Annotated in this window: 27 protein-coding genes and 1 tRNA gene; 25 read left to right on the top strand and 3 right to left on the bottom strand. The window is 67.5% G+C overall.

Going from position 1 to position 25,340, the window contains the following annotated elements; translation table 11 throughout:
• Positions 1-52: 52 nt before the first annotated feature.
• The 10 genes from ABR737_RS00705 (at position 53) to ABR737_RS00660 (ending at position 6,625) form a co-directional block, all read left to right on the top strand.
• Positions 53-1,426, top strand: coding sequence for a transcriptional regulator (locus ABR737_RS00705; RefSeq protein WP_350248177.1), 1,374 nt, complete (start codon positions 53-55; stop codon positions 1,424-1,426).
• Positions 1,423-2,283, top strand: coding sequence for a DciA family protein (locus ABR737_RS00700; RefSeq protein ID WP_350248176.1), 861 nt, complete (start codon positions 1,423-1,425; stop codon positions 2,281-2,283). The genes ABR737_RS00705 and ABR737_RS00700 overlap by 4 nt, the downstream gene beginning before the upstream one ends.
• Positions 2,284-2,579: 296 nt before the next feature.
• The gene (locus tag ABR737_RS00695; protein ID WP_350248175.1) at positions 2,580-2,963 is read left to right on the top strand and encodes a hypothetical protein; all 384 of its coding nucleotides are present in this window, start codon (positions 2,580-2,582) and stop codon (positions 2,961-2,963) included.
• Positions 2,914-3,192: a hypothetical protein gene (locus ABR737_RS00690; protein ID WP_350248174.1), complete on the top strand. Its 279-nt coding sequence runs from the start codon at positions 2,914-2,916 to the stop codon at positions 3,190-3,192. Before ABR737_RS00695 ends, ABR737_RS00690 begins: the two co-directional genes overlap by 50 nt.
• Before the next feature lie 161 nt (positions 3,193-3,353).
• Positions 3,354-3,578 carry a hypothetical protein gene (locus tag ABR737_RS00685; RefSeq protein WP_350248173.1) on the top strand — a complete coding sequence of 75 codons (225 nt, stop codon included), beginning with the start codon at positions 3,354-3,356 and terminating at the stop codon, positions 3,576-3,578.
• A 17-nt stretch (positions 3,579-3,595) separates the two neighbouring features.
• Complete coding sequence (locus tag ABR737_RS00680; protein ID WP_350248172.1) at positions 3,596-3,967, top strand: fic family toxin-antitoxin system, toxin component; 372 nt, start codon at positions 3,596-3,598, stop codon at positions 3,965-3,967.
• Between the two features lie 115 nt (positions 3,968-4,082).
• On the top strand, positions 4,083-4,745 hold the full coding sequence (locus ABR737_RS00675) for a lysophospholipid acyltransferase family protein (RefSeq protein WP_350248171.1): 663 nt from the start codon (positions 4,083-4,085) through the stop codon (positions 4,743-4,745).
• Between the two features lie 420 nt (positions 4,746-5,165).
• Positions 5,166-5,945, top strand: coding sequence for a non-homologous end joining protein Ku (ku, locus tag ABR737_RS00670; RefSeq protein WP_350248170.1), 780 nt, complete (start codon positions 5,166-5,168; stop codon positions 5,943-5,945).
• A gap of 73 nt (positions 5,946-6,018) precedes the next feature.
• A complete protein-coding gene (locus tag ABR737_RS00665; protein WP_350248169.1) occupies positions 6,019-6,480 on the top strand; it encodes a DUF6233 domain-containing protein in 462 nt (153 codons plus the stop codon).
• Positions 6,481-6,551: 71 nt separating this feature from the next.
• Positions 6,552-6,625, top strand: a tRNA-Met gene (locus tag ABR737_RS00660).
• Positions 6,626-6,666: 41 nt separating this feature from the next.
• Here the strand turns inward: ABR737_RS00660 and ABR737_RS00655 are convergent.
• Positions 6,667-7,077: a hypothetical protein gene (locus tag ABR737_RS00655; protein WP_350248168.1), complete on the bottom strand. Its 411-nt coding sequence runs from the start codon at positions 7,075-7,077 to the stop codon at positions 6,667-6,669.
• A gap of 467 nt (positions 7,078-7,544) precedes the next feature.
• Here ABR737_RS00655 and ABR737_RS00650 point away from each other — a divergent pair, with 467 nt between their 5' ends.
• Positions 7,545-8,459, top strand: a complete 915-nt coding sequence (locus tag ABR737_RS00650) for a hypothetical protein (protein ID WP_350248167.1) — start codon at positions 7,545-7,547, stop codon at positions 8,457-8,459.
• Between the two features lie 1,111 nt (positions 8,460-9,570).
• A complete protein-coding gene (locus ABR737_RS00645) occupies positions 9,571-10,386 on the top strand; it encodes a GP88 family protein (RefSeq protein WP_350248166.1) in 816 nt (271 codons plus the stop codon).
• Between the two features lie 168 nt (positions 10,387-10,554).
• Here ABR737_RS00645 and ABR737_RS00640 read toward each other — a convergent pair whose 3' ends face one another.
• Complete coding sequence (locus ABR737_RS00640) at positions 10,555-10,920, bottom strand: hypothetical protein (protein WP_350248165.1); 366 nt, start codon at positions 10,918-10,920, stop codon at positions 10,555-10,557.
• Positions 10,921-11,134: 214 nt separating this feature from the next.
• Here ABR737_RS00640 and ABR737_RS00635 point away from each other — a divergent pair, with 214 nt between their 5' ends.
• From ABR737_RS00635 to ABR737_RS00595, 8 genes are all read left to right on the top strand, one after another.
• Positions 11,135-11,518 carry a hypothetical protein gene (locus ABR737_RS00635; protein WP_350248164.1) on the top strand — a complete coding sequence of 128 codons (384 nt, stop codon included), beginning with the start codon at positions 11,135-11,137 and terminating at the stop codon, positions 11,516-11,518.
• A 257-nt stretch (positions 11,519-11,775) separates the two neighbouring features.
• A complete protein-coding gene (locus ABR737_RS00630; RefSeq protein ID WP_350248163.1) occupies positions 11,776-12,312 on the top strand; it encodes a hypothetical protein in 537 nt (178 codons plus the stop codon).
• Positions 12,309-12,728, top strand: a complete 420-nt coding sequence (locus tag ABR737_RS00625) for a Mom family adenine methylcarbamoylation protein (protein WP_350248162.1) — start codon at positions 12,309-12,311, stop codon at positions 12,726-12,728. Before ABR737_RS00630 ends, ABR737_RS00625 begins: the two co-directional genes overlap by 4 nt.
• A 50-nt stretch (positions 12,729-12,778) precedes the next feature.
• Positions 12,779-13,627 (top strand): Mom family adenine methylcarbamoylation protein, encoded by an 849-nt coding sequence (locus tag ABR737_RS00620; RefSeq protein ID WP_350248161.1) that lies wholly within the window; start codon positions 12,779-12,781, stop codon positions 13,625-13,627.
• A 114-nt stretch (positions 13,628-13,741) separates the two neighbouring features.
• Positions 13,742-13,885 carry a hypothetical protein gene (locus ABR737_RS00615; protein ID WP_350248160.1) on the top strand — a complete coding sequence of 48 codons (144 nt, stop codon included), beginning with the start codon at positions 13,742-13,744 and terminating at the stop codon, positions 13,883-13,885.
• An 884-nt stretch (positions 13,886-14,769) separates the two neighbouring features.
• Entirely contained in the window at positions 14,770-15,519 is a 750-nt protein-coding gene (locus ABR737_RS00605; protein ID WP_350248159.1) for a nuclease-related domain-containing protein, read from the top strand.
• 16 nt (positions 15,520-15,535) lie between these two features.
• The gene (locus ABR737_RS00600) at positions 15,536-16,909 is read left to right on the top strand and encodes a competence protein CoiA family protein (RefSeq protein ID WP_350248158.1); all 1,374 of its coding nucleotides are present in this window, start codon (positions 15,536-15,538) and stop codon (positions 16,907-16,909) included.
• Between the two features lie 78 nt (positions 16,910-16,987).
• Positions 16,988-18,223, top strand: a complete 1,236-nt coding sequence (locus ABR737_RS00595; RefSeq protein WP_350248157.1) for an ATP-grasp domain-containing protein — start codon at positions 16,988-16,990, stop codon at positions 18,221-18,223.
• 199 nt (positions 18,224-18,422) lie between these two features.
• On the opposite strand, the gene ABR737_RS00590 is transcribed toward ABR737_RS00595, so the two are convergent.
• A complete protein-coding gene (locus ABR737_RS00590; RefSeq protein ID WP_350248156.1) occupies positions 18,423-19,775 on the bottom strand; it encodes a hypothetical protein in 1,353 nt (450 codons plus the stop codon).
• A gap of 850 nt (positions 19,776-20,625) precedes the next feature.
• Between ABR737_RS00590 and ABR737_RS00585 the strand changes: the two genes are divergently transcribed.
• The 5 genes from ABR737_RS00585 (at position 20,626) to ABR737_RS00565 (ending at position 24,934) form a co-directional block, all read left to right on the top strand.
• Complete coding sequence (locus tag ABR737_RS00585; protein ID WP_350248155.1) at positions 20,626-20,784, top strand: hypothetical protein; 159 nt, start codon at positions 20,626-20,628, stop codon at positions 20,782-20,784.
• Positions 20,785-21,013: 229 nt separating this feature from the next.
• A complete protein-coding gene (locus ABR737_RS00580) occupies positions 21,014-21,295 on the top strand; it encodes an HU family DNA-binding protein (protein WP_350248154.1) in 282 nt (93 codons plus the stop codon).
• A gap of 168 nt (positions 21,296-21,463) precedes the next feature.
• Complete coding sequence (locus ABR737_RS00575; RefSeq protein ID WP_350248153.1) at positions 21,464-22,216, top strand: hypothetical protein; 753 nt, start codon at positions 21,464-21,466, stop codon at positions 22,214-22,216.
• A gap of 166 nt (positions 22,217-22,382) precedes the next feature.
• Complete coding sequence (locus tag ABR737_RS00570) at positions 22,383-24,380, top strand: DUF8841 domain-containing protein (RefSeq protein WP_350248152.1); 1,998 nt, start codon at positions 22,383-22,385, stop codon at positions 24,378-24,380.
• The gene (locus tag ABR737_RS00565) at positions 24,377-24,934 is read left to right on the top strand and encodes a hypothetical protein (RefSeq protein WP_350248151.1); all 558 of its coding nucleotides are present in this window, start codon (positions 24,377-24,379) and stop codon (positions 24,932-24,934) included. Before ABR737_RS00570 ends, ABR737_RS00565 begins: the two co-directional genes overlap by 4 nt.
• The last annotated feature ends 406 nt before the right edge of the window (positions 24,935-25,340 follow it).

Here is a 25,340-nt window from a genome sequence, read left to right as displayed (position 1 = left end):
GCCTCCGCGCGCCCACGGGTCTCGTTCGCCTACCCCCACACCTGGAATCCCCGTGCCCACCACCGCACCCGGCACCCGGCCGGACCGGCACACCACCGGGCCCGTGCCCGAAGCCGACCAGTGGATCAACGCGACCAAAGGCCGCATCGCGCCGAACGGCCACGTCTGGCTGGAAGCTGTCCACTGGTTCTACGACCACGGCCCGTACGCCGCCGACCGCTCCCACGGCCCCAAGAAGGTCGGCCACACGACGCTGCGCGTTGCGCGTGCGCTCGCTCACCTCAAGGAGTGCCGCCCCAGCGCGGCCAACGTCGCCAGCTGGCTGCAGATCACCCTTCGCACCGCGCGCTACCACCTGAAGATCCTTCGCGAGACCGGCCTGCTCACCTACCAGTCCAAGGGCACGCGCATCGCCGGCGTCGGCGGCCGCGCCAGCGAGTACGCCCGCACCATCCCCCCGGTATACGACGAGGCCCTCGGCCTGCGCACCGGCCCCTCGGATACCCACATCCGCTCCGTGCGCGGCTTCTCCCAGGAGCAGATCCCGCTCATGAAGCAGCTCCACAGGAAGGCCCGGCGCCCCCTTCCGCGGAAGCGGACAAAGCGCGCCAACCGGAATGCCGCTGTGCCTGCTTCAGCCACCGCGTCTTGCACCCCAATGGTGGTTACTACCCCAGGTCTTTCCACTGCAGGTGATACTCCTCTTCCCTCTGAGAGCAAGCTCGCCAGCGGGAAGCCCCGTTCCACCACCCCAAAGACCCCGACCCGCCACACCCGCTCACTGAACCGCATCGGCCGCCGCTACCAGCTCGCCCAGGAGCTCATCACCCAGGTGCCGTGGCTCGCCCGGGCCAGCACCCCACGCATCGCCTGGATCGTGCGCCACGTGGCCGACGCCGGCTGGACCACGACCGAAGTCATCGCCGTGATCAGCCAGGAGAACCCCGCCAACCGCGTCCACCGCCCCTCAGGATTCCTCGCCGCCCGCCTGCGCGGTGCCGCCGAGTTCTACAACACCCCCGAGCGCCGCGCCGCGATCGTCGCCTGGTGGCAGGACTCCCGCCAGGCCGAAAAGGCCCGCCACGCCGAATGGGAAGGCCAGTGGCAGGCACCCACCAGCCGGGCCGTGGCACAGCAGGTCAACGCCGCCTTCACCCAACTCGGCCAGCGCACCGATCCCGATAACGACGCACCGACCTACGAAGCCGGCGAGAACGGACTCATCGCCTTGGAGCAGCTGAACCGGGACGACATCATCGACCTGCGCGCCGCCGCCCAGAAGGACCCGCTCCTCGTCCGCACCACCATCGCGCGCTGCGGCGAGACCTACGCACGCCGACTGTTCACCAACCAGCTCGTCGACCAGATCAAGCGCCTGGCCGGCACCGGACGGCTGGTCCTGCACACCCACGGAGCGCTGGCATGAACTCCGACGAGCCAAGCGGCGTCGACCTCGCCCGCAACGCCCTGATCGAGGCCAGGAAGGCCGCCGCCGAACGCGGCGAGCGCGGCCGCGCACAGCGGAAGCCCGCACGACGCCAGTCCGCACGACGTGACGGGCGTGAGCCCATGCGCCTGGGCGGCGCGGTCGAAAACCTGGTCATCGAGCGGGGCTGGGAAGAGCCTGTTGCCGGTGGCACGGTCATCGAGCGGTGGTCCGCCATCGTCACCCCCAACATCGCCAAACGACTGGGCGCGGAAGCGTTCCACGACGACAGCCGCCAGCTCGACCTCCTGCCCGCATCCCGCGCCTGGCTCGTCCAAGGCCAACTGATCGCCGCGGACCTGCTGCGCCAAGTCAACGAGGAACTCGGGAAGGGCACCGTCCGGAAGATCCACATCCTCTCACCCGACCAACGCCCCCGCAGACGCTCCGAGCCGCCAGCGGAACCACTCTCCCCGGCGGCAGCCCCTCACGAGCCACTCGCCGCCAAGCCCATCCCCGGCGAGTACCGCAAGGCCCGGGCCACCCTGCGTCAGCAGCCGGCACGCGAGGAAGAACCCGCACCAGCCCGAACACGCGAAGATGCGTGCGCCGGCTTCCACGAGGCCCTCGCCGGCATCCGCCAGCACTCGTCCCAAGCACCGCAGGAAACACCGGAGCTGGTCCGCGCGGACGAGGACAGACACCCGGGATACCGCAACGCCCGGGACAGCATCCGGCCCGCCGACCCACGCCCTTCGCCGGCCCCCGCCCCCGCCCGGCGCGCACCACACAAGCAATACCTGCAGATTCTTCAGCAACTGCACGACAGCAAGGTGCTCAGCACACCGGCCTCATAGGCCGCATCTTGCCGCTGTGTGCGGGCACGATGGAAATAGAGGCAAGATCAACTCGCAGTACCAGCAAGGCGTTCGATGACCGGGCCGATCTGGCGAGCGGCCCGATGGGGTTCGAGTTCAGTGGCGAGGCCGGTGAGCAAGGAGGTGCAGCGACCGGATTCGACCGTTCGCCAACCAACCCCAGGGATGACCCCAGGCCATGGGACCTACCTTTGATCCCCACGGGAAACCACGGCGCAGGCCACTCGCTTACTCCAACCGACGCAGGGCGGCCCCGAGACCACCGGAGGTTAGGTATGGACGGGAAATGGCTCGTCGACTTCTTCAACTCCCCCGCCCGCTACCCCCACCACATCGTCCGCGGGGACATGTCGCTCGACCCGGTGCACATCGGAGACCTCAATAACACCTGCGGGAGGGTGAGCCAGCTCGTAGACCGGCTGCGCCTCGACAAGTTCTGCCTCCGGACGGAGAACTGGTCCGGCCTGGTCGTGGTGTACGCCATGGACGAACCGGAGCCGCGGAGCCGACTGCGCGAGGCCCTGGAGAAGGACGGGTTCACGGTGACGGTGCGGCGCAACGAGTACGGCACCTCGTTGGAGGTCCACCCCCGGAAGGTCGTACCTGATCATGACCAGGTACGACCTGATCGTGGGCGCGATCGCCGACACCTTGCCTGAAGCGGCGGACATCACCGAGCTTCAGGACGGAGTCACGCGCCGTCTGGGCCACCCGGTGCCAACCGGCCTGCTCCGCACCCAGATCGACATCTTCAACATGTGCCTGATGACGCGTCGAAAAGGCGTGCCGTTCGGGTCGGGCGTACCTGAGGGCATGGTGCGCCTGGTCACTGCCGCCCTGGAGACCGATGTGATTCCGCCGCTGTGCACGCGGTTGCCGATCGCGTAGCGGTTAGCAAGACGGCATGGGCGGCGAAGCCAACAGCCTTTCGCGGTGATGGCTCGGCCAGACTCTGGCGTGCGCCGGTCCTCGGGCGGGCCCTCGCGCGGGAGGGGCCGGAAGACGCCCATTTCCTCGCGCGCCGTGCCACCAACCGCTACCGTGGCGGCATGGCGAAGGAATTCCACGTCCAGCTGAGCGACGAGACGGCAGACGCGTTCAAGCGCGCTGCCGAGGCCGAGCACGTCGACCCCATCGCGTACGTCGGCAGCTTCCTCGAGGCCAGCGTGCCCAGGCTGCTGTTCCTCAACGGCGCCCAGGCGGCCATCGACGAGCACGGCGGGGGATTCGCCCGCCGCTTCGGACCGGCCCGAGCCGCCGATAACGCTGCCTGAGCGGAGACACACCTTCCGTGCAACTCACGATCGATCGTGCCTGGCTCCTCGAGATCATCGAGCAGCGCCTACGCGACAAGCCAGACCTAGCAGACTGGGGCGCAACCGCCGCCGCCGTAGCTCGCCATGGCGACCAGATCCTGGACCAGCCGATCTACCCCGAGCCACACGACCGAGCCGCCGCGCTCTTCCAAAGCCTCCTGCGTATCCCCGCTCTCACGCACTCGAACGAAATCTTCGCTCTGAGCGTCGCGTTCGGCTTCCTCACCGTCTGCGGGCTGACCCCCAAGGTCACCACCGAAGCCGCTGGCGACCTTGTCGAACAGACCCTGGCCGGCGCCGTCGACGTCCGTCAGATCGCAGCCCAGTTCAAAGCCTGGACAAGCTGACCACGCAGCCGCACACCTGCTCGGAGCAGCAGGAAAGATGAGTACGCGAACTCAGGCACGCGACCCCTCCGGGAGCGAGGATGAAGATCCCGTTGCCTGAACCCGCAGGAGTCTTGTGCTCAGCCGCATCGCCTCCGCCGTCGTCCCCACCCTCGGCCGCCTGACGATCACGTCCGATGGAGCGGCCGCCCCGGAGCCCGGCACCATCATTGCCGCCAACCACACCTCCCTGGTCGACCCCGGCGTCGTCCTCGCCGCGCTGCGCCGCTGGAACGTCGAACCCGTCATCCTCGCCGCCGCCGGCCTGTGGCGCATTCCCGTCCTTGGCCGTCTCCTCAACCGTGACGGCCACATTCCCGTCCACCGGAACACCACCCACGCGGCGAACGCGCTGGACGTGGCCGCAGCCGCGCTCCGAGCCGGCCGCACTGTTCTCATCTATGGCGAAGGGCGGCTGCCCCACCGCAAGGACGCTGCCGAAGCCGCACCGGAGGACTTCCGCACCGGCCTCGCACGACTCGCCTGTTCCGCCAGCGTGCCCATCGTGCCCCTCGGCCAGGCCGGTGCCCGCCGCATCAGCTCCGGGAGCCGGGCCAAGCAGCTCGCCGGCATCCTCACCGCCCCGGCCCGACGGCCGCGGATGCATGTACACCTCGGCGTCCCTCTGCAACTCTCCGCCGACGTTGCGGCCGCGACCACGGCGGCCCACCAGGCCGTCGCCGCCGCCTGGCGCACCGCGGCCCGGCACCTGGATGAGCCCGCAGCGTTCGCCGCATGAACGGCGGTCCGTCAATATCGGCGGGCCAGCCTGACGGCGGCGCGTGGGCAGCGACGGTCGCAGAGAGCCAACAAGGCTGCTGAAAGCCAGAGGCGTCGAGGAATACATCGCGATCGGGCGGACCACATCTCGCCGCCCAGTCTCCGTCGCTCACGCCGATTACGGTGCGTAGTACGGTCCTCATAGCGACCTTCGCGCGAAGTTTCCCCGCGCAGAGCAAGATCATTGGTAGCGTATGGGCGTGTCCCTGCCCTCCCCCCGTATGGGCAGGGACACGCCAAGAATGCTACGCGGTCTGTGCCGTGCGACTGACACCCGCCCACCAACAACGGACAGTCACTGAGCGTGACGGAACTGTACGGATGGCGCTCCCCGAAAGTTCGCTGTGCGGTGAAGTGACACACGGCGGACGCTGGACGTATGAACGCCTCTCCGCCAAGGGCAGTGTGGACCGGAGTGATCTCGTTCTCCCTGGTGAACTTGCCCATCCGCCTGTACTCCGCGACCGCTGAGCACGCCGTGCGACTGAGGGAGATCCACAAGGCGGACGGCGGGCGGATCCGGCACAAGCGGGTGTGCGAGCTGGACGGAGAAGAGATCCCTTACGAGGACGTCGGCCGCGGATTCGAGCTGCCCGGCGACGGAGGCATGGTGCAACTGACGGATGCTGACCTGGACCGCCTTCCTCTGGCGACGCGCCACCAAGTCCAGGTGCACGGATTCGTGCCAGCCGACGATGTCGACCCGATCAGTTACAGCAGGGCCTACTACGCCGGCCCTGCGGGCGAGGCCGCAGGGCGTGCCTACTCGCTTCTTGTGGCTGCCCTGGCCCGCGCCGGGGTCGTGGCCGTCTGCCGGGTCGTGATCCGCACCCGCGAGCGCCTGGCCATACTCCGACCCCGCCACGGTGTGCTGGTGCTACAGACCCTGCTGTGGCCCGATGAAGTCCGTGACCCGGGCAATCTCGCCCCTTCAACCCCCGTCACCGACCGGGAGATGGCGCTGGCCGAACTGCTGATGCATGAATTGACCGGTGTGGAGGGGGACGACTTGCGCGACCGCTCCCGAGACGCACTGGAGGCGCTGGTGGATGCGAAGATCGCGGACCGGCAGATCGAGTCGCCGCCGCAGCCACAGCCACTCGGCGACCTGCTCGCCGCTCTTGAAAGATCCGTTCGGGCGGCGCGGGACGCCCGGTAAGCAGCACTCCGCACTCTCGGGGCGGGCGGAGCCCTCAGGGCCCACGCGAGAAAGCATTGTCTACCGTGGGGGCATGCCGCAACACGCACCACCGCCACCGATCTGGGTGCTGCTGCCTGACGGGGAGCAGAAGGTCCGCGGGCGCCTACACGAGCGGCAGCAGACCCGATCGACATGGATGCACAAGGTGGGGCTGCCGATGTGGTCAGCGACGCAGGAAGGGGCAAAGGCGGTCGAGTATGTGGTGTGGCTGGAGACCGAACACGTCCGACCCGTCGACGGAGTCTCCTACTCCTCTGTCCCCACCACTCCGCTACCCGCGGCTGCCCCACCGCCCGCGCGATGGGGATGGCGCGTCCAGAGACTCCCGCACCGTACAGGCGGCGGCACAGTGGTGCATGACCACGACTGCCCGGACGCCCCGCAGGCCGGCGCCGAACTGGACCTCGACGGCGCGCTGACAGCATTGCGTCGCCCCGGAGCATCCGCCTGCCAGCGATGTGACGCGGCCGCCGCCCTGACCCCGCTTGCGTAAGAAATCAGCTCAGCTGACGCCGGACGCCTCGTGATCACCGGTGTTGGTCGGCTCACCCTTCTGTCTACCGACGCGGGGTGGAGCAGCTCGGTAGCTCGCTGGGCTCATCACCCAGCGGTCGTAGGTTCAAATCCTGACGCCGTTCTGACTGGCAGGACCAGTGCCGGCACCAGTGTCGGTGTGCCGCTACTCCGCGACGGGAAGAGCCGCCCGTTGTTCTGCCGGCAGAGGGAATGCCGTGGCCAGTGCGACGATGATGCGGTGAGCAATCGCCTGGTCGGCGTCCGGGTCGGCCTCTTCGGCCGTCAGGGTGCCCTCGCCTTCTGAGCCTGGGGCCCAGTCATCGCCGAAGAGCTCCTTGAGGCGGTCCATCTCCGCTTCCTCGTCTTCGCCATACCGAGCTACGTCGGCCATCTGCTCCTCCACATAGCGGTGTACCCGAATCAGGCTGGCAGGATTGGTCGGAACGCCGTTGAGCTCGGTCGCGGTGGCGAAAACCGTGCCGTTTGAGCCGTCGTGGCTGATCGGCATCATCAACCGCAGCACGGTCTCAGCCAGGGCCTCACGGTCCAGGTACACGTTCACGCTGTCGGACATCGGTACTCCTTCGTATCTGTTCTCCTTGGGCAAACCGTGTGTTGCGCAAGCGCGGCCGCGGCGGCATGCTCCCGGAGCCCTGTGGGCTTGGCCGCGCCGCTGCCCCTGTTCGAGGTGCTCCGTCAAGGGCGACGCGGCTGCTGTTGCCGCCCACATCCTCCAACTCCGGCTACCAACTTCGCTTCAGCGCAAGGGGGTTGAGGAGCTTACCTCGGGGCGTGGGTGGACCTTCAAAGTTGACCAAGATCCACCCTGAAGATAATATCTTAAGCGTCAGCCCCGCGAAGAGGCAAGGAGAGCCCATGCCCCGAACTGCCGCCCGCACGCAAAAGCGCGCACGCCCGTCGAATTCAAGCGATCTGGCGCCTTTGGCGGCATCACCTCACGTCGGAGTGCAATACGTGGCTGCCGACCGCGTCCCGGACCTTGTGGCAACAGTCTTCGACCCCTCCAGGATCCTCCCATTGGTGCTCGTCACCACTTCTCCCCGCAATGGCGACAAACCACTGATCGACGCGGCCGAACTCGCCGAACGTCTCGGGGGACGCGCGGACGTCTCGGTCCTCGCCGACCAGGACGCGGCCTGGGCCCTGGATGCAGCGCTGCCGGAGAAATGGCACACATACGGGGGGTACATCCGCATCTTCCTGGCAGACGCCAGCGAGCAGGATCCAGCCGAGCGTCATCCGCTGGTCTACGTCAACGCCCGCCGGGCTGCTGATGCGATACGGCACATCATGACCCGCATCCACAGCATCGCATCCGTCTGGACCCCCCAGACCGCCAGCGAACCAAGCCCCAGCACCTCCGATCACAGAACTGCCCAACTCGCCGAGGAGAACCGCCAGCTCCTCGCCCGGCTCGACGCCGTCACGAAGGACCTTGCCGCCGCACGCCGCGACAAGCGCGGCCTCCAGCGCGAACTCAAAGGCGCCCACGACGGCGACCCGTCCTTCCTCCTCCCGCCGACGATCTACGGCGACTCGGAGAAGCAATTCCGCTACGAGATCGAGCAGGTCTGGCTCTGGCGCTACACCGAGAACGAGCGCCAGGACTGGCCGCTGCGTCCTTACCGGTTTGGGCCCGACTGGCTCGCCTCCTTCGACGGCAAACTTCCCGCACACCGCCGCGACGTCATCGACATCGTCACCGATGTACTCACAGGTCGCGCAGCCGAACTGGCCGGGCGCCAGGTTCGCCCGCACAAGACCCGTGCGTCCCGAGGCGCCCCTCAGCTCGTACGAGGGGACGGAGCCACCGCCTGGAGGTGCAACATCAAGAACAACAGCCCGGCGGCACCCCGGATGACATGGTGGAAGCTCACGGACGGAACCATCGAACTCGGCCGAGTATCCCTCCACGACGACACCCGGCTCCGCTAACAGCACGCCGGTGGGCGGGCGCACAATGCGCCCGCCCACCGGCGTGCCGAAATACCCAAGAGGGCCTCACTGATCCGGCCTCCTGCGCCCCCTCACGCTGGCCGGCGAGCGGAGCTGCGCAACGTGGCTGGTCACGGCGTTTCCGCTCACCGCAGTTGGCGAGTGTTGCTCGCGGCAGTTGGCGGATCCGTGGCTGGACCGGACTCCTGGTCAGGCGAAAATCGCATATCGCGTGATCATTGCGGTGCGCCCGCCAAGTATCGCGAGCAGCCGCCCCCCCCGGTCCGGTGTCCCCACCAGCGCCCGGCAGCAGAAATTATCCACAGGCCGGCGCTCATAGTCTTCTGGCATGTGCTTTCGCCGAGCAGGACGCTGTCTCTGTCCGCAGAAGCACACGCCACAACCAGACCACCACCCGGGGAGACCGACGTGACGAGCAGCAGCTCCGTGAGTCGTCCGACGTTGCGGCGAGTCCTCCCCGCAACATATCCCGTCCGGCCAACTCCTTGAGCCACCGGCCGGAGGAACTACCCCCTTCCTCCGGCCGGACCGCGGCCGCAGTCGCGACTCCGCCCACTCCCCCTCGGGCGGTGACCGATTCGGCCGGCACTGCGGGGGCGCCGCCACCCCTTCCGGCGGCGCCCCCACGGGTCTGGACTTCTGGAGACTTGTGACCACGCCCATCGCGCCCACCGGACACCCGGCAGGCACCCCGACTCCCAACTCGCCGCAGGCTGCCTACTACGGCCTCGGGGCGATCTTCCCGATCGTCGTGATCGACCCGAATCCGACGTGGGGCCCCGGGCGAGCTGCTGCCGCACGTCGTCTACCTCTACCGCCAGCACTCCCACCAGATGACTGCCTCCCGCAAATTCGACGAACTGGAGGAATCTGCGAGGGAGTTCGCTTGGCAGCACGGTCGCCATCTGGGCGCCGCGCTGGCCTGCCTGCCTGCGCCCCTGTTGGTCGGCTGAGTAAGACCTGCAGTCTCACCGTGTCCTGGTCCGCCGCCCGCTTGTGCCGACTCGCGGTAGCGCCGCGCCTGCGCCATCCAACCCACTGGAGCTACTGCCCCGAGGGACCTTGAACAGCCAACGATGGGAGGACAACGATGAACGACACGTCGATACCCGAGGTGAGCACCGAGCCCGAGGCCGCCGCACCTACTCGACCTCGATTCCTTCTGCGCGAGATGCGGTCAAGCTGCGCCACACAACGCATATGGAAGTGGTCCCTGCCGGCCTTCGCAGGTCGGCTGCCCGACGGCCGCACTTACAATACCTGCCCATCCGCAGGCATTTGTCAAGATTTGTGTTATGCGCGAGCTGGAACGTACCGCTTCTCCAACGTGCTTCGTTCGCACCAGAACAACCTGCAGTACGTCCTCGACGCCCCGCGGGAGTGGGAAGAGCAGATGACTGCCGAGCTCAAGCACCGGCGGTACCACCCTCAAGGTTCTCGAACTCACGTTCGAATCCATGATAGTGGTGATTATTTTTCGGCGGAGTACTTGGAGGCGTGGCTGCGCATCATCCGCAGTACCCCGGAGGTTGTTTTCTACTCATACACCAAGGAAGTGGCGCTTTTCGAAGAGCGAGTGCGACCGGATTCGCCAGCTAACTTCTACTACCGGTACTCCTACGGCGGCACGCAGGATGAGCTGATCGCCCCGGGGCACCTCCATGTCGATGTGTTCCCGGACGAGGAGGCGTTGGCTGACGCTGGGTATACCTCTCAGGCGCCGTCCGACCTGCGCGGAGCCTACGGGCCCGAGACGCTGGGCATACCGGCGAACAACCTGCCGGCGCAGAAGCGGCGCCAAGGCGGCCAGACCTTCCGCGCGCTCCAGCGGGCGGCCAACGCCCAGCGGAGCGCCCGAAAGGCCCAGAGGCGGGGCCCGACCCCACGCCGCCCGCGTGCGGACTGATCGCGCGTCGCGGAAGCGCTGTCAGTCAACCTGTCGTGGCATTTGCTTCCCGGAGCGGAGCGACAGGGCAACCTCGGTGTCTGCTGCGGCCGCACCGTCACGGCAGTGAGGGGCTGTATGAGCTCATCGCGCATACAGCCCCGCCGATCTGGCGTTATGGACATCCCTTCACGATCGAGGCTTCAGGTGCCCGCTCTTGCCTCCAGCCCGTCCCGACGCTTCAAGGGTCACCTCGTGACGTACGGATGCGCGGAAGAGGATCTCCAGCAGATGCGCCATGCTCTGTGCCACCTCTTCCGCGCAGCGCTTCTCATCGGCCTCCCGCAGCAAGTCCCTGTCGAGCGCGAGGTCCTTGTTTGTACGCGGCACCCCAACCTCGTAGTCCGTCCGCTCCACCGTGATCGTGCCGTTGACGAATCCCCGGAGCAGGAACGTCGCCAGGCTAGGGAGGGACAACCTTTCGGCTTCCGCGGCCGCGAGCGCGTCAAGCAGAACGTCGGCAGCGATGCGGTACGAAGTGCGGAACAAGGCCATCCCGTCAGTGTATGTGTACGTCACATATGCGCTCTGCGCACGCGGCGACCAAGCCCTCCCACTGTTGACGTGTATGTTGCCAGAACATACACTAGGGGAGTAGGGGATGCTCGGGCCTCACAGGTCGCCCCAAGCCCACCTGACCGCAGCGACACCCGACGCCACATCCCTTACCGTCATAATGTCCCAATTCGCCGGGAGTTCAATGAACACGATGCCCACCGCCCGCGACGTCTTCCCCCCGGGCACCCCCGGAAGCGTTTGCGAGGACTGGAACCGCCGCCGCAAGGCGCGCATCATCGCCATGGACTTGTTCCGTCAGCGCAGAGGCCAGGTCACAGAGGCATACGTCCGGAAGATCACCGACGCGAGGATGGACGAGACGGCCAGGAGCGCCGGCGTGAACGAGCCCGGGGGGACCGAGACCCGGAGCCTGGTCCGTGCCGAACTGCGTATCCTCGGCGGATTGCCGCCGCAGCCTGAGGACGTCCAGCCCACCACCATCGCGCACCTCCCGAGTGCCCTCGACCTCAACCAGCTCACGGCCCTCCTCTCCCTGGGGACCCCGGTCGTCCTCGTGCCGGTCCAGGTCGCATAGCGGTGACGCGGGGGCGCTGGTCTTCACCAGCGCCCCCGCGCCGCTTTCCCAATCTGGCGGCCGTCGCCTGCCAGTCCCCCCTGCCGTGGCCGGCGCCCCCGCCGCGACAAGAGTCGCTCCGGGCCGGGCGCGCGGCACTCACCCCAGCTTCGCCGAGCACCTCGTCGGCCGCCCGGCGCGCCCCACCCGCGCCCGGCCTCCGCTACCGCGTACCCCACCGCCATCACATCGTTCGTTCTCCTCGAAGGAGTTCCGCCTTGCATGTCGACCTGGAAAGCACCGTTGCCGCGCTGAACGCCGGCGACCACGTCCACGCCCTCGGCGCGGACAGCCGCGGTGTCGGCACCCCGCGCGCCGGCTACCTGCTCGCCGCGCCCCATCTCGAGACCGGACAGCGCAACAGCGGCCGCGCCGAGGGCTGGCTGGTCTACATCGGCAAGCGCGGTGATGCCCCGGCCCTGTCCAACCGGCTCATGCTCTACCCGGACACGGGACGCATCGCGCACACCCCGGAGCAGGACCTCACCCTGTGGCGCGCCACCACGCTGCGGGAGACCGGCGCGAGTGCGCGCACCACCAACCTGCGGATCCGTTTCGGCGGCCAGGCCACGCGCAGCGCCATCGAGCCGACCCAGGACACCACCGTGTGCGTCACCTACAACACCGACGGCTGGTACAGCCTGGACACCACGGACGACAGCTGTACGCAGGTCTTCGAGTGCCGCCTCGCCACGAAGATCTGGTGGGCGCCGCTGCCGGACGCCCCGGCGGGCCTGTTTGCCGAGTCCCTGTGATCGCTGCGCATCAGCAGGCCCTGCCGCTGGCGGAGTTGGCGGAGGTCGCCACCGCCTCCGACTGGTGCAGGCGCTGGACCCATCGCACGCCCTCGTGGCGGCGCGTGCGTGACGGGGGCTTCGATTACCGCCGGTACAGCGTCGGCCCCGTCCCGGAGACGGTGGCAAAGGCGTTCGTGATCGCGCACCACTACTCGGGCAGCTATCCGTCGGCGAGTCATCGCCTGGGCCTGTTTCACGACGGCGGAAGCGGCCTGGAGCTGGTCGGGGTCGCCGTCTTCGGCACCCCGGCCGGCGCGCACGTGCTCTCGGCCACGTTTCCCGAACTGGAGCCGAGCCGCGGCTCGCTGGTGTGCTCGCGGTTCTGCGGACGGTTTTCGCGTGTTGCCGCTTGGTCGATGACGGTAGCAGGGTGATGGGCTCCCGAATGCTGAGTCTCGTCCAAGACACTCTCCCCTTCGACGACTTGACCGAGATTCCCAACGCCTCCGATTGGTGTCAACGGTGGCGAGGCCGACGGCACTCCTTCCGCCATGTCAGCGAGGGCGGGTTCGATGCCCGGCGATACGCGGTCGAGGCGTTGCCCGAGACCGCGGCGAAGGAGTTCGTCGTGGGGCATCACTACTCCGGGTCCTTCCCCTCCGCGCGGTTCCGCTTCGGTCTGTACGACATCGGCGCCGGCGAGGCGCAGCTGTGCGGGGTGGCCGTGTTCGGGGTGCCGGTCACGGCAGCCGTGCTGACCCGGCCCCTGCCGGACCTCCAGCCGTACGTCGAGTCGCTGGAGTGCTCGCGGTTCGTCCTCATGGACGAGTGCCCGGCGAACGCCGAGAGCTGGTTCCTGGCCCGCTGCTTCGACGAGCTCCTAGTGCTCGGCGTGCGCGGGATCGTCTCGTTCGCCGACCCCGTACCGCGTAGGGATGCCTCGGGAGCCCCGGTGGCTGTCGGGCACGTCGGCACCATCTACCAGGCCACGAACGCGATCTACATGGGCCGGGCGACGCCGCGGACCGTGAAGCTGCTGCCGAACGGCGTGGTGTTGAACGAGCGTATGGCCCAGAAGGTGCGCCGCCAGGAGCAGGGGCACGAGTATGCCGAAAAGCTACTGATCGGCCTGGGGGCTCCGGCCCTTCGTGTCGGAGCCGACCCGAAGGTGTGGCTCCGGGAGGCGCTGGTGGCCGTGGGAGCACGAAATCAGCGGCATCGCGGTGTGCATCGGTACGTGTACCGGCTGGGCCGGAATCGCCGGGAGCGGGAGAGCATCCGGCTGGGTCTGCCGACGATCGGCGCCTTCCCGAAGACGCCGGACGGCTGGTGATCGCGCCGCCTGGCCGTTCGTCCGGCCGCGCGCGGCGTAGCGGCCGCGTCGGCCGACGGGTCAGTCGGCGACAGCGGGCTCGGCCAGGCCATTGGCATCTTCATCACCGCCCTGGTGGCCTGGGACCTCATCGCCACCCTCCCGCTGCCACTCGGCGTCGCCGGACACGAAGGCTCCACCGTCATCGTCGGCCTCAACGGCCTGCGCCTGCTGCGCGAAACCGCCTGGAAGAACCCCGTCCGACGAGGTGCCGCATGAGCAAACGCTCCCGCCGCGCCGCTTCCGCACCGGGCGCCGGGGCGGGATCGGCCCGGCCCCCACGGTCACGGTGTGCCGCGGCTACTGCTGCGGCACACCGAAGGTCCCCGACCTCGACAACATCGCCCAACTCCGCGACTTGCGAGGGGCCTTGGACGGCACCGCGACCGTTCGGGTCACCGACTGCCTCGACGCCTGCGAGCGCGCCAACGTCGTTGTCGTCCAGCCCTCCGCCACCGGGCGCAAGGCCAGGTACATATGTACGCGACGAACGCCCGCGGCCACTACCGCGGCCGCTCCCACGGCGCCCTGTGCCAGCACGCCGACACTCGTGAGGGCGGGCGTTCGGCCGGGGATGCTGCCCGACCACCCGCACAACAGCCGGTAAGCAACAGCTGCACGCCCGGCGCCTCCACAGCACGACGGCGGTGCCGGGCGCTCGTACGCCCCGCGCGATCGCATCCAGGAACTGCGACTACGTCGCCGAGGGACGCGCCCACACCCCGCATGCTCGCGCGGGTCGTGAACTGTGGCCGTTTGAGGTAGTTGGCGGGGCGGGTGTGACCGTTCGCGATAGTTGGCGGGTCGCCCACGAAGTCCTTGCAGGTCACGGCGTTTCTGTTCATCGCGGTTGGCGAGGTCTGTTCGCGGTAGTTGGCGGATCCACGCCCCGAACCGGGAACTTCACAAGCGAAGACACAGCTCAGGTGACCGTCTCGGCTCCTTCGCCAACTGCTGTGAACAACCGCCAACTATCGCGAACGGTCACAGCGGGTGTTCTGGCTGGTCACGACGTTTCTGCCGGCGGCCTCTGTCCACAGCTCTGGCCGCACAACATCGCGTTCTCAACTCCTCAAACGACCATGAGATGAGGGAGAACCGTGATGTCCAAGCCGGCATCGAGGCGCCGCGGCGGCGCCGGCGCGAGCGCCCAGTCCATGGCCAACGCCATCCGCGCCAGAGAGCGCCGCAGGCAGCACAGAACCGCCGCGTGGGCCCTGCCCGCCGCCACGATCCCGTCGGCAGGCGTGGGATGGCTCACGGCAGCCTTCACCGACTGGTACGCCGGCGCCGCGGTCATCGCTGTGCTCACCGTCCTGGCCCTGCGCCGCATCTACCGAAGCGAGGGGAGCTCCTGGGCGACCGGGGCGGCCGGTGAGCGCCGCACCCGACGCACTCTCATCCCGCTCGTGTGGACCGGACTCGGGCGCTGGATTGTCCTTCACGACCGCCAGATACCCCGGTCAAGGGCGAATTTGGATCACTTGATCTTTGGGCGGTGTGGTCCGGTATATGTAGATACGAAGACTTGGACCTCCAAGACCTCCAAGGTGCGTCTCGATGCCCATGGTCGCCTCTGGTACGGCCGCTACCCCCAGCAAGACGCCGTCGACACCGTCATCTGGGAGGCAGGACGAGCCGCTCAAGTACTTGGGCACTCGGTACGCCCAGTCATCGCAGTCCACTACGCCCACGTGCCGCCCGGAGGACTCGTCACCGCCGGCGTCACCGTCGTGCAGGCCACCGAACTGCGCCGCCACCTGCGCTCACTGCCCAAGGAGCCTGGCTGGAGCCGCGCCCGCATCCGCAAGGCCGCACTCCTCGCCGACCAGCAGCTGCGCCCCGCAGCCTGACCCACAGGACCGGCCCATGCCCTTCACCGCTCTCCACCCCGAAGCCGGACGGATTGACGCAACCCGCCCAGACCTTGCCGAGGGCATCACCTGGGCACAGCTGCACCGAACCCGCCCACAGGTCCCGCTGACCTGCCCCGACTGCGCCTGGACGATGCACGCGCGTCTCTCACCGCTCAAGCTCCGCTACTTCGCCCACGATCCAGGACGTCCGGAGAGCTGCACACTGGCGGGCGAATCGCTCGAACACCACCTGATCAAGCTGCAGATCACCTGCGCAATTCGTGCCGCCGACTGGCACGCCGACCTCGAGGTCGCGGCTCCCGATGGATCCTGGCGAGCGGACGTTCTGGCGGCCGCCCCGGACGGCTCCGCCCGGACGGCATGGGAAGTCCAACTCTCACCCAACACGGAAGACGAGCTCTGGGCACGCACGAACCGCTACAGCGACGCAGGAATCGCCGTGTGCTGGGTGACCAACCGCGACAACGCCCCTTGGATGGGCCGTCTCCCTTCCGCCCGCCTGCGGCCCGGACACAACCACGGGCACTGGACAGTCGATGACGGCCTCGGGGACTTCTCCTTCACCCAGGCTGGCTGGACCACCACCCCGGTCCCGCTCGAGCAGTTCGTGGACCAGGTCAACCGAAGACTCCTCACCTCCCACCCCGTGATCGAGCGCTACCACCTCATCCACCGAAGCAGCGACAACCAGCGGGTGCGCCGTCGTCAACTGTGGGCTCCCGCAGGCGCGAGCCGCGACCAGGACCGTCACGACGCGATGTGCCGTCGCCAGGAGGCCCGGGCGAGGGAACAGACCGAGCAGCGCCAGGCCCGCGAAGCCGCAGATAACCAGCGCAAGGACGCACGCCGAGCCGAGTGGAGCGCGGCCCGGCAAGCAGAGATAGAACGCTGGCGCCGCGCGCGCGAGGCGCCAGCGCAGCAACGAGAGGCAGAGCGCGCGGAGCGACAGCACCAGCAACGCCTCGCTGCAGAGCAACGCCGTGCCCAGCTGGCCGAGGACAAGCAACGCGGCCACCGTTGGTGGCAAGAACTGACCGAACCGCAGATTCACGACTTCATGAACGCCGTCGCCCGCCACCTCCGGCAGCATGACACGCGCCCCCACATACCTGTGCAGGAGATAAACGACCACCGCGAGCTCGGCTACGGCATACCGGTGTTCGCGCTGGGCCGCTTCCACCACCTGCGCGGCATTGCCCGCCCCTGCCCGGACCTTGTCGCCAGCACACCTCAACTGAGATCCGGAACCACACAGATCTACGTGCGCAACACCCACGAGGCGCAGCTGCTGGCCGATGCCGGTGTGGCAGCAGACCGCATCCATCGCTTCAACCTGCCCGACCACGAGCCGACAACTCCGAGCTGATCCCGACCCCGAAGCCCACTCCAGGGTGCCTCGGGGCCACCACTACCGTGCGCGGCCCCCCAAACCTCGAGGAAATCCATGACAATCGCGATCGTCGACGGGTACTCCACCGGCGCCACCCTGGCCCGGCGACTTCACGCGCAGGGAGTGGACTGCATCCACCTCCAGAGCCAACCGGTGATCAACGATCACTTCCAGCGATCCTTCAACGCCCACCACTACACCTGCGACCTCAAATACACCGCGGATCTGCGCACCGTGGCGAACCAGCTGGCCAGCATGGGCGTCTCCCGAGTGACAGCCGGAGCCGAATCCGGAGTCACCACGGCCGAGATCCTCTCGCTCAAGCTCGGCCTGCCCACCAATACCCCCGGCCACCTGGCGGCCCGCCGGGACAAAGCCCTGATGGCCCAAGCCGTCAGATCGGCAGGACTCGCCACGCCACGCGCCAGCGTCGCCAGCACACCCGCGACCGCCGCCGCCTGGTTCACTGCATCCGGATTGGCCGAAGCTGTCGTCAAACCGCTGGCCTCGGCCGGAACCGACCACGTCCGCTTCTGCCGTACCGCCCAGCAGGTCGAGGCAGCCTGCGTCTCTGTTCTGGACGCAAAGACAATATTCGGAAGAAGCAACCACACCGCCCTCATCCAAGAACGCCTCATCGGGACCGAGTACTACATCAACACCGTCTCCCACAACGGCCACCACCGTGTCGCCGAGATCTGGCAATACACCAAGCAGGCCAATGCGACCTCCACCCCGGTCTACGACTACGAAGAGCCACTGGCGCCCTCGACCCACGAGGCGAGCATCCTGCGCCACTTCACCTTCGCCGTGCTCGATGCCCTCGGCATCCGTGCGACACCTGCCCACACCGAGGTCATCCTCACGGCCCGCGGCCCCGTGCTGATAGAGACCGGCGCTCGGCTCGGCGGGGCAACGGTTCCCGACATCGTCGAACGCTACTCGGGGGGCATATCCCAGACAGCCCTTGCCGCCACAGCCATGCTCAACCCCCAGGACCTGCTGAACTTCGACGAAAACCAGGTGGCCTGGAACGGCACGCTGCGCCACGTCGAGTTCGTCAACCACTACCAGGGGCCAGCCAATGCCGCAGCCCTCGGCCGGGTCGCCGAGCTCTCCAGCGCCGTAGCGGTCTTCTCCTCCGTCGACCCGGGCGACAACATCCCGCCGACCAGTGACCTGCTCAGCTCCCCGGGACACGTCTACCTCGCTGCCAAGCAGCGGGACGTCGTGGAGCGGGACTACGCGCGCTTGCGGAGCTGGGAACGCGAAGGTCTGCACACGGCCTGACCTCCCGGTTCAGTCATGAGACGGATTGCGCAGCCAGCTGACAGATGCCGAGCACGTCTTGTCTATCAGCCTCGCGGTGGGCACAGCGTCAACCGCTCCGAAAATCCGTCCGGCCGCCATCCGCAGAGCGGACGGCGGCCGGATTCTTGGCTCGGTCGTCGGACCGTGGTGAAACGGAGTGTGGCTTCGTCGGTGCGTCTCAAGCTGCGCTGCGCAGCCCGTCGCGCCGGGGTCGAAGCTCGACGACGGGTGCCAGGGGCTGGACGGAGCGGGGTGCGAGCAGATCGCGGTACTGCCGCTCGCACGTGCGGTGCCGGCGCAGAGCGGATGTGAGTGTCGCCTCGCGTTGGCGGAGGCGGTTCAGTTCTTCACGTGCGGCCGCACGACTCGATGCTGCACTGTGCTTTCCCGCGGCGATGCGCAGGGCCTCCTGATCTGGTCGGGCAAGGTAATGGAGAGCCAGTGCTCGCAGCGCGGCGGAGGCTCGGCGCATGGTCGCGTACGGAGCGGAGGTACTCCGGGTCGGTCCGAGCCGAATCTGGGCGGGCAAAGAGCTGGGGGAGGTGAGGGTGATGTCACCGCTTCGGCCGCCGTGGCTCCACCCCCCACTCAACTGCACGCCGTTCACCACAGGCTCCTGGTCGCAGTCACGGAACCAGTAGCTGTCCGTCGGCCGACCGTAGGAGATGTAGATACCGCGTGGAATCGGCTGGGAGCGGTCGTAGATGTCAGGGCCAACGGTGAACGTGCCGCGGACCCTCCCTCCTTCCACCGAGTAAACGACGCGGCCTGGCAGCGTATTGACCTTTGTCTCCCGGACGTTCAGAACGCCCATCGGCGTTCCGTCGCGGTCGACGAAGGGAAGCTGGACCGTTTCGGACGACGCCTGCTGTACGGGAAGCTGGCGGCGGCGTACCAGGCCGGATACCTGGTTGATGCGGCGCCGGGCTGCTGCCCGGTCACTGCGAACGGTGCACAGCTCGCTCTGCAGCTTCTCGATCTTGCGCTGTTCGTAAGCCAGGTTCTGGGAGGCCGCGTGCCGCGCGGCAGCCAGGAGCAAGTCGGCCCGGTCACTACGCCGGTTCCAGGCCCGCACGACGGCTACGACGATTGCCTCGGTCAATGCGCGGGCCCCGTCGGGGATGCGGCGCGTGACCCCGTTGTCCCGAAGGCCCACGGCGTGGGAGGAAAGGAAATAGTCGCGGCGGGAGACAGTACGCGGCGTGATGGAATCGCTGAACCCGTGCACGCGGACGTTGCGTATGACCGGTTCGTCCACGCGGTGGGTGTACCAGCCGACATTGTCAATGCCATCGCCGAACTGGACGCGCACCGTCCGGGGAGTGACCGGCCCACCGTAGGGCGTTTCGGGTATGACCACGACGGTGCCCTTGGCATGCGGCGCCCGGATCACGTATCTGGTGCGGCCGTGCTCGAGGACCGTGGCCCGGACGGTCAGTGCACCGAAGCCGCGAAGCGGCAGCTCGGTGTAGGCATCGGATGAATTTGCTGGCAAGTCTTTCCCTTCTTTCGGCGGTGCGAAATCGCCCATGCGCGGTCTCACTTGTGGCCCCTGACCGGGACGTCTCAAGGACGGTTCGGCAGGGGAGCTGGTAGCTGAGGCCGCAGCGCCGGCGAACGGCGAGCGCATGGAGGATCAGCGGCTTGGGCCGGGTGCCGGTTCGGTGACACAGAGTTCGGTGGAGCACGTCACACGACGCCAGCCTGTCGATTCGGCGGAGAAACCTGCCATGTGCCCCGGCCGAGGGCTGCTCGTGGTCTTCCTCTGCCTCGCGCAAAGGCCCGGGCCTCCCGACCCGGGTGGGGTGAACCGGGACGGGAGGCCGGGAGGGTGGCCGGGCAGACGGGCGGCTGGAGACCACAGCCACCTGAGCGCCTGATGAATCTCCGAGCCCTACGGTTCGTAGCTGTTGACGTGCCCGCAGCAGGAGTTCTGACCGGGGGCGTGGCTGTGAAGACAGTGCGTTCCGCGCCCGGCCCGCAGGAGGGCCGCAACTGTGGCAACGCGATACTTACATTGGCCACAGGGGAGGGGCGACCTGGGGCAAACCATGCCTACACCTCCTCCAGGACAACTAGAGCGACGCTTAAGATATTACATCCAGGGCTTGCGGGCGTCAATCCAGATGACCCGCCAGGCGCCTGCGGGATCCGGGTTGAGGCTGTCGCGTTGGGCGACGCCGGCCGCGAATCATGACAACGTTAATTTTACATCACGCGAGATTCTGATAAGATCAGAGTGGCAGATCGGGGGTAACTCCTGGAGCGGGGTCGACCCTCCTCCTGCAGAGCGCTGTGGGGTAGATTCACAGCCGCTGGACTCAGCCTGAGAGGCGTGAACTTTGTATCGTGGCGAGCCGGGCAGTACGCGGAAAGCCTCCGTGCTCGCCCTCGTGGGAGCCGTCGCGTTCGTGGCGGCCACCCTGGGGGCGAAGTCGGGTCATGCGCTCGTATTCATCGTCGGCGTGACGGTGACGCTCGGTGTCACCGGATGGCTCGCCTACGATGCGTGGCGCACCCGGAACCGAGCCGGACGGTGACGACACTCAACCTCTGGGTATCGGTGCGCGGTTGACTTACGCTCGCCGGAACGGCTGAGTTCCCACAGTGCTGCGTTGGCGCCTATGGTCGGCGCGAAGCAGTCGACCGAGAAGGTGTTCCCGGCTCTCGGTTCCCGGCGGCGCCCGCGAGAGCGTCCGGAGTGAAACGCATCTCGACAACCTTCCTTTCCAAATAGCTACAGGCACGAGTAAGTTCAGGAGAACAGCTATGAACCGCAGTGAAATGGTCGGCACCCTGGCCGACCGAGCCGAGGTGTCGCGCAAGGACGCCGACGCGGTGCTGGCCGCCCTCGCCGAGGTGACCGGCGAGGTCGTCGCCAAGGGCGACGAGAAGGTCACCATCCCCGGCTTCCTTACCTTCGAGCGCACCCACCGTGCCGCTCGCGCCGGGCGTAACCCCCAGACCGGAGAGGCGATTCAGGTCCCGGCCGGCTACAGCGTGAAGGTCTCCGCAGGCTCCAAGCTCAAGGCGGCCGTCAAGGGCGAGTAGCCCAGGGAGTCAGAGCGCATCCGGATCGCGCGTTGGGGCGGCCTTCCCGGCCGCCCCAACGGCATTTCCGGGCAGGTGGAGACGTCGCCTGAGCCGCTCCCACGCATCGGAAGTTATGAGGACCACTCTGGTCCTATCTGGTATTCTCTGGTGAGACGTGGAGGTGCAATGAACGAAGTCCTCGACGCCCTCGAGCGGGAAATGGCGCAACTGCGTACATCTGCCCGCATGGCGTACGCCGAGCAGGATGTGACGCGAGCTCAAGACCTCTGTGAGCAACTACGTCTCGCAGAGAACGCCTGGCACATGCGGCTCGGACAGTCAGCATCAAGCCAGGCGCCGACCACCACTGAGCTGTCCCCGCTCCTGACCGCCAAGGAACAACTACGCCGCGCCCTGAGGCTGGTCGGTGTCCCGGCGACGATGAAGACGATCCGGCCTGTGAGTCTTGCGTTCTTCGGGACGGATCTGCCCTGGTCTCGACTTGCCAGCATTCGGCGTGACGAGGAACGCAGGTACACCACCGCGCCAGCAACCCAGAGTTACATCTGCCCAGCCTTGGACGCGAAGTCCTTCACACCGATGCGCGGCCTCTTCGCACTCAGCGACTGGCCCCTTGAACAGCGCCTCCACACTCCGCACTCGGAAAGAAGGGACTTCCTCACCATGGCCACAAGGATCGCCGCGGACGAGCGAAGTGCCAGGCCACCTGTTCAGGAGCTTCTTCGCCGCATGGCTCTTGAGATCCCAGGAGCCATCACGAACAACGGCCGCTCGATCGGCCCCTCCCTCATCCAGGCCGCCGAAGCCGAGCTGCGCAAGGTGTCCCCCGATGACCACACTGAGCGAACGGCCGGCGCACGCATGGCCCGCCGCAAGTTCGACCAGTTCCAGCAGATTTTCGGAATACCCCGCAACTGATCTCCCACAGTCGAGTTGAGCTGACCAGAAAGGAAGCGGCGAGACGATGACGGATGTACCCCTGGCAGGTTGTGGGGGCTGCGTGGGAAGCACCCGGCCCGGATACCAATACGTACGCGAAGAGCAGAGCGACGGTAGTTGGAAGGGCCACTGGAAGCGGTGCCCCATGAAGTGCACGCCGCAGTCCCGAGAAGCAGAGATCCGGCGAGCGAAACTCCAGCGCGAGCAGCGCTCCAATGCAACCCCGCCTGCAGCGGAAGCCACTCCGTCCGCCCCTGCTCCCGCCGAGCCGATTCGGCACCGCGCCGCGCCCCGGCCCGAAGCTCCATACCGCGGACGAACCCCCAGTGCCCCTCGCCGCCCTGCCGTATCTCCGCGCTCCAGCCGATCCTCGACGCCGACCACTACGGCCGCCACCGCACCCAGCCGCTGGCCCGCGGTCGCCCTCGACACCGACGCCGACGGCTGGAACCTGGACATCGACCAGGTCCCGCCCCCTGCCGGAGGAAAGCTCACCGACTGGTTCGCCTGGCTGGGCACAGGACTGCCCCTTCGCGTAGAGCGCATCCACGACGCCGGCCGGAACGGCGACGGCATCGTGTGCCTTTCCGCGGCCGCGGTGAAGAAGCTCGGCCTGCCCGCCGCACTGCCCACCACGGACAAGGCTCTCGCACAGCTCCACAAGAAGCTCCTCACCGCGGCAGCCAGCGTCGGCATGGAGCTGTCGGAGGAAGTTGGGCCGACCGTGCACGTCTTCCGCCGCAAGGGCGCCGCGGGCGGCCCGAGGACCTCTGTCCGCATCGTGATCACGCCCTGGCTGGGCCAGGGCACCAAGAAGCAGCAGGCCACCAACGAACAAGCTGCTCGCATGGCCCGCGACACGTCCGGACAGCCCGACGCCTTCACCCTCGCGCGCCGTATCCGCGCCTTCGTGTCCGACCTCGGAATTGCACCAGGGGCAACCCCCGCAACCACCGGAATGTTGCTGCTCGATGCCGTACGCCCCCGCGTCCAATGGGTCCAGGATGAAGAGACCGGCGAATGGGCGCCCCAGCAACGCGAAGGCGCCCTCCCCTCAGGCGACACCACCATCCCGCCGGCCGCCGGCTCACGACACCCCCTCACCCACGCCCTGATGGACAAGAACGAAGCGGTGTGCCAGGAAGAGGACTACAAGCTCTGGGCCCGCCGTCCCACGGAAGCCGAGGCGGCTCTGCCCTACGCCGTTGTCGCCGACACCTGCGCGTCCTACCTTGCAGTCACCGAAACCCTCCCCCTCCCAGCCGGGCCGCTGGAGTACTGCACCAACCCAGCCTGGGACAACAAGGTGGCCGCGCTGTGGTGGTGCGATTTCACGGGCGTGCCCGTCGACGAACTCCTCCCGCACCCAGCCACCTTCAACGGTGAAGCGCCGCTGGGACCCGACTGGTACGCCACGTCCACCGTGGCCTACATGGTGCGCGAGTACGGATACGACCCCGCAGGAATCCCTGCCGCCTACATTTCCACACACACCGTGCCGCTCCTCAAGGGCTGGACAGGCCGTCTACGCACGGGCTACAAGCGTGCCTACGCCGAGCTCGGCCTCTACGACGGGCAGGACCCGCAAGACTTCCTCGACGCCTACGCCCGCCACAAGGACACCGCGGGTGACCTGGAGAAGGCCGACGCGCTGCTGCTCGCCACCCTCTACAAGGAGGTCTACAAGGGCGGCATCGGCAAGTGGACAGACTCCGCACGCAAGTCCATCTCCGATGACGAGGAGTGGCTGGAGAAGGTCGTCGCCACCTGGCACTACCGGCCCGAACTGCGCTTCATGATCATCGCCGCAGCCCGCATCGCAGCACACCGGCGCATGCGCAAGACCTTCAAGCTCACCGGCCGGGCCCCGTTCGCCGTCAACGTCGACGCCTGGTTCTATGCAACGGCAGAGCCCTCACCACTGGAGCTGCTCGTCCTCGGCGACAACGGCAAGCCGGTACCGGGCACCCTGCGCCTGGGAATCGCGCCGGGCTCCGCCAAACACGAGTCAAGCATCCCCATGGACGCTGTCATCGAGGCGATGGATAAGCGCGAACACCCCGCTCGGCTCATCCACGATTACGGCACCGAAGGCAATCCGTTGGCAAGGCAGCATGATGACAAGGAGAAGCCACAGCCATGACCGGTGAGGACGCCAAGCGGGGATTCGTCGCACGGGTCCGGGAGAGCGTCTTCCGCAGCTCACGTCGGGCTCCCGTGCGCACCACTACGCAGACAGCCCACGTTCTGGAACGCAAGTACGAGGGCAACCGACAGGCGATAGCGGCTGCTTACGGAGTTACGCCGACCACAGTGGGGAGGTGGCTCAAGGGCACGCGTACCCCTCGGGGAGAGCATGCCGAACGGCTCCGGGACGAAGCAGTCGAAGTCCAGACAACGCAGCGGGGGCGCGAACGACGTGCCCGACAGGTGCAGGAAAGCCAAGTCGGTTCCAACGCCGAGGTCAGCCGCACCACAACCTTTGACATCCGCGGCTCCAACGCGGTCCGCTCCAGCTACGTCCCCCTCCGCCTCAGCGCCGACGAAGTCGCCAAGCTCATCCGCAGCGATACAGAGGACGAGGCCCAGCGCATCATCGGAACAGCGATCGCGCGCTACTTCAACGGCGGTGGCGGGTATACCGGATTCGACTGGGACGACTTCGACTTCGACCCAAAGGACTTCACCCTGAAGTGAACGGCCGCCGAGAAGGAGCGCATGCATCCATCGCGTGGGCGCATCTGCTGGCCACCTGAGTGAGCCATCATCGCGACATGCCTCGTCAAGCAGATCCCCCGAACAAACGCCGGATAGCGGCATGGCCAGCTGGGGGCACCGACGAAACGCAGCGCATCGCACCGATGAAACTCATTACCATCCGAAGTGGCAGGAGGAGTCCAACATGTGGGTCATAAGCGAGCGTGTGAGGTCCGCAGACCTCCGCTCGGAGATACGGGTGGTGCACCAGGCCGTCGGCCCTGTCGAGCACGACTACCAGCGCCTGGCCTGTAGCGATGGCCCCGACGACGGGATTCACGTCCCGGGGCAGAAGCGCAACGTGCGAGAGGACCATCCCCTCGGAGAAGGACAGCGGTGGTGCGCC

It is taken from the genome of Streptomyces sp. Edi2 (assembly GCF_040253635.1).
Classification (GTDB): Bacteria; Actinomycetota; Actinomycetes; order Streptomycetales; family Streptomycetaceae; genus Streptomyces.
This window is presented reverse-complemented; position numbering and strand designations above follow the sequence as displayed.

Excerpts from the sequence above, each read along its gene's own strand:
- ABR737_RS00700 (WP_350248176.1), top strand. The coding sequence starts at position 1,423 with ATGAACTCCGACGAGCCAAGCGGCGTCGACCTCGCCCGCAACGCCCTG.
- ABR737_RS00695 (WP_350248175.1), top strand. The coding sequence starts at position 2,580 with ATGGACGGGAAATGGCTCGTCGACTTCTTCAACTCCCCCGCCCGCTAC.
- ABR737_RS00690 (WP_350248174.1), top strand. The coding sequence starts at position 2,914 with ATGACCAGGTACGACCTGATCGTGGGCGCGATCGCCGACACCTTGCCT.
- ABR737_RS00685 (WP_350248173.1), top strand. The coding sequence starts at position 3,354 with ATGGCGAAGGAATTCCACGTCCAGCTGAGCGACGAGACGGCAGACGCG.
- ku (WP_350248170.1), top strand. The coding sequence starts at position 5,166 with ATGAACGCCTCTCCGCCAAGGGCAGTGTGGACCGGAGTGATCTCGTTC.
- ABR737_RS00665 (WP_350248169.1), top strand. The coding sequence starts at position 6,019 with ATGCCGCAACACGCACCACCGCCACCGATCTGGGTGCTGCTGCCTGAC.
- ABR737_RS00655 (WP_350248168.1), bottom strand. The coding sequence starts at position 7,077 with ATGTCCGACAGCGTGAACGTGTACCTGGACCGTGAGGCCCTGGCTGAG.
- ABR737_RS00645 (WP_350248166.1), top strand. The coding sequence starts at position 9,571 with ATGAACGACACGTCGATACCCGAGGTGAGCACCGAGCCCGAGGCCGCC.
- ABR737_RS00640 (WP_350248165.1), bottom strand. The coding sequence starts at position 10,920 with ATGGCCTTGTTCCGCACTTCGTACCGCATCGCTGCCGACGTTCTGCTT.
- ABR737_RS00635 (WP_350248164.1), top strand. The coding sequence starts at position 11,135 with ATGCCCACCGCCCGCGACGTCTTCCCCCCGGGCACCCCCGGAAGCGTT.
- ABR737_RS00605 (WP_350248159.1), top strand. The coding sequence starts at position 14,770 with ATGTCCAAGCCGGCATCGAGGCGCCGCGGCGGCGCCGGCGCGAGCGCC.
- ABR737_RS00600 (WP_350248158.1), top strand. The coding sequence starts at position 15,536 with ATGCCCTTCACCGCTCTCCACCCCGAAGCCGGACGGATTGACGCAACC.
- ABR737_RS00595 (WP_350248157.1), top strand. The coding sequence starts at position 16,988 with ATGACAATCGCGATCGTCGACGGGTACTCCACCGGCGCCACCCTGGCC.
- ABR737_RS00590 (WP_350248156.1), bottom strand. The coding sequence starts at position 19,775 with ATGGGCGATTTCGCACCGCCGAAAGAAGGGAAAGACTTGCCAGCAAAT.
- ABR737_RS00580 (WP_350248154.1), top strand. The coding sequence starts at position 21,014 with ATGAACCGCAGTGAAATGGTCGGCACCCTGGCCGACCGAGCCGAGGTG.
- ABR737_RS00575 (WP_350248153.1), top strand. The coding sequence starts at position 21,464 with ATGAACGAAGTCCTCGACGCCCTCGAGCGGGAAATGGCGCAACTGCGT.
- ABR737_RS00570 (WP_350248152.1), top strand. The coding sequence starts at position 22,383 with ATGAAGTGCACGCCGCAGTCCCGAGAAGCAGAGATCCGGCGAGCGAAA.
- ABR737_RS00565 (WP_350248151.1), top strand. The coding sequence starts at position 24,377 with ATGACCGGTGAGGACGCCAAGCGGGGATTCGTCGCACGGGTCCGGGAG.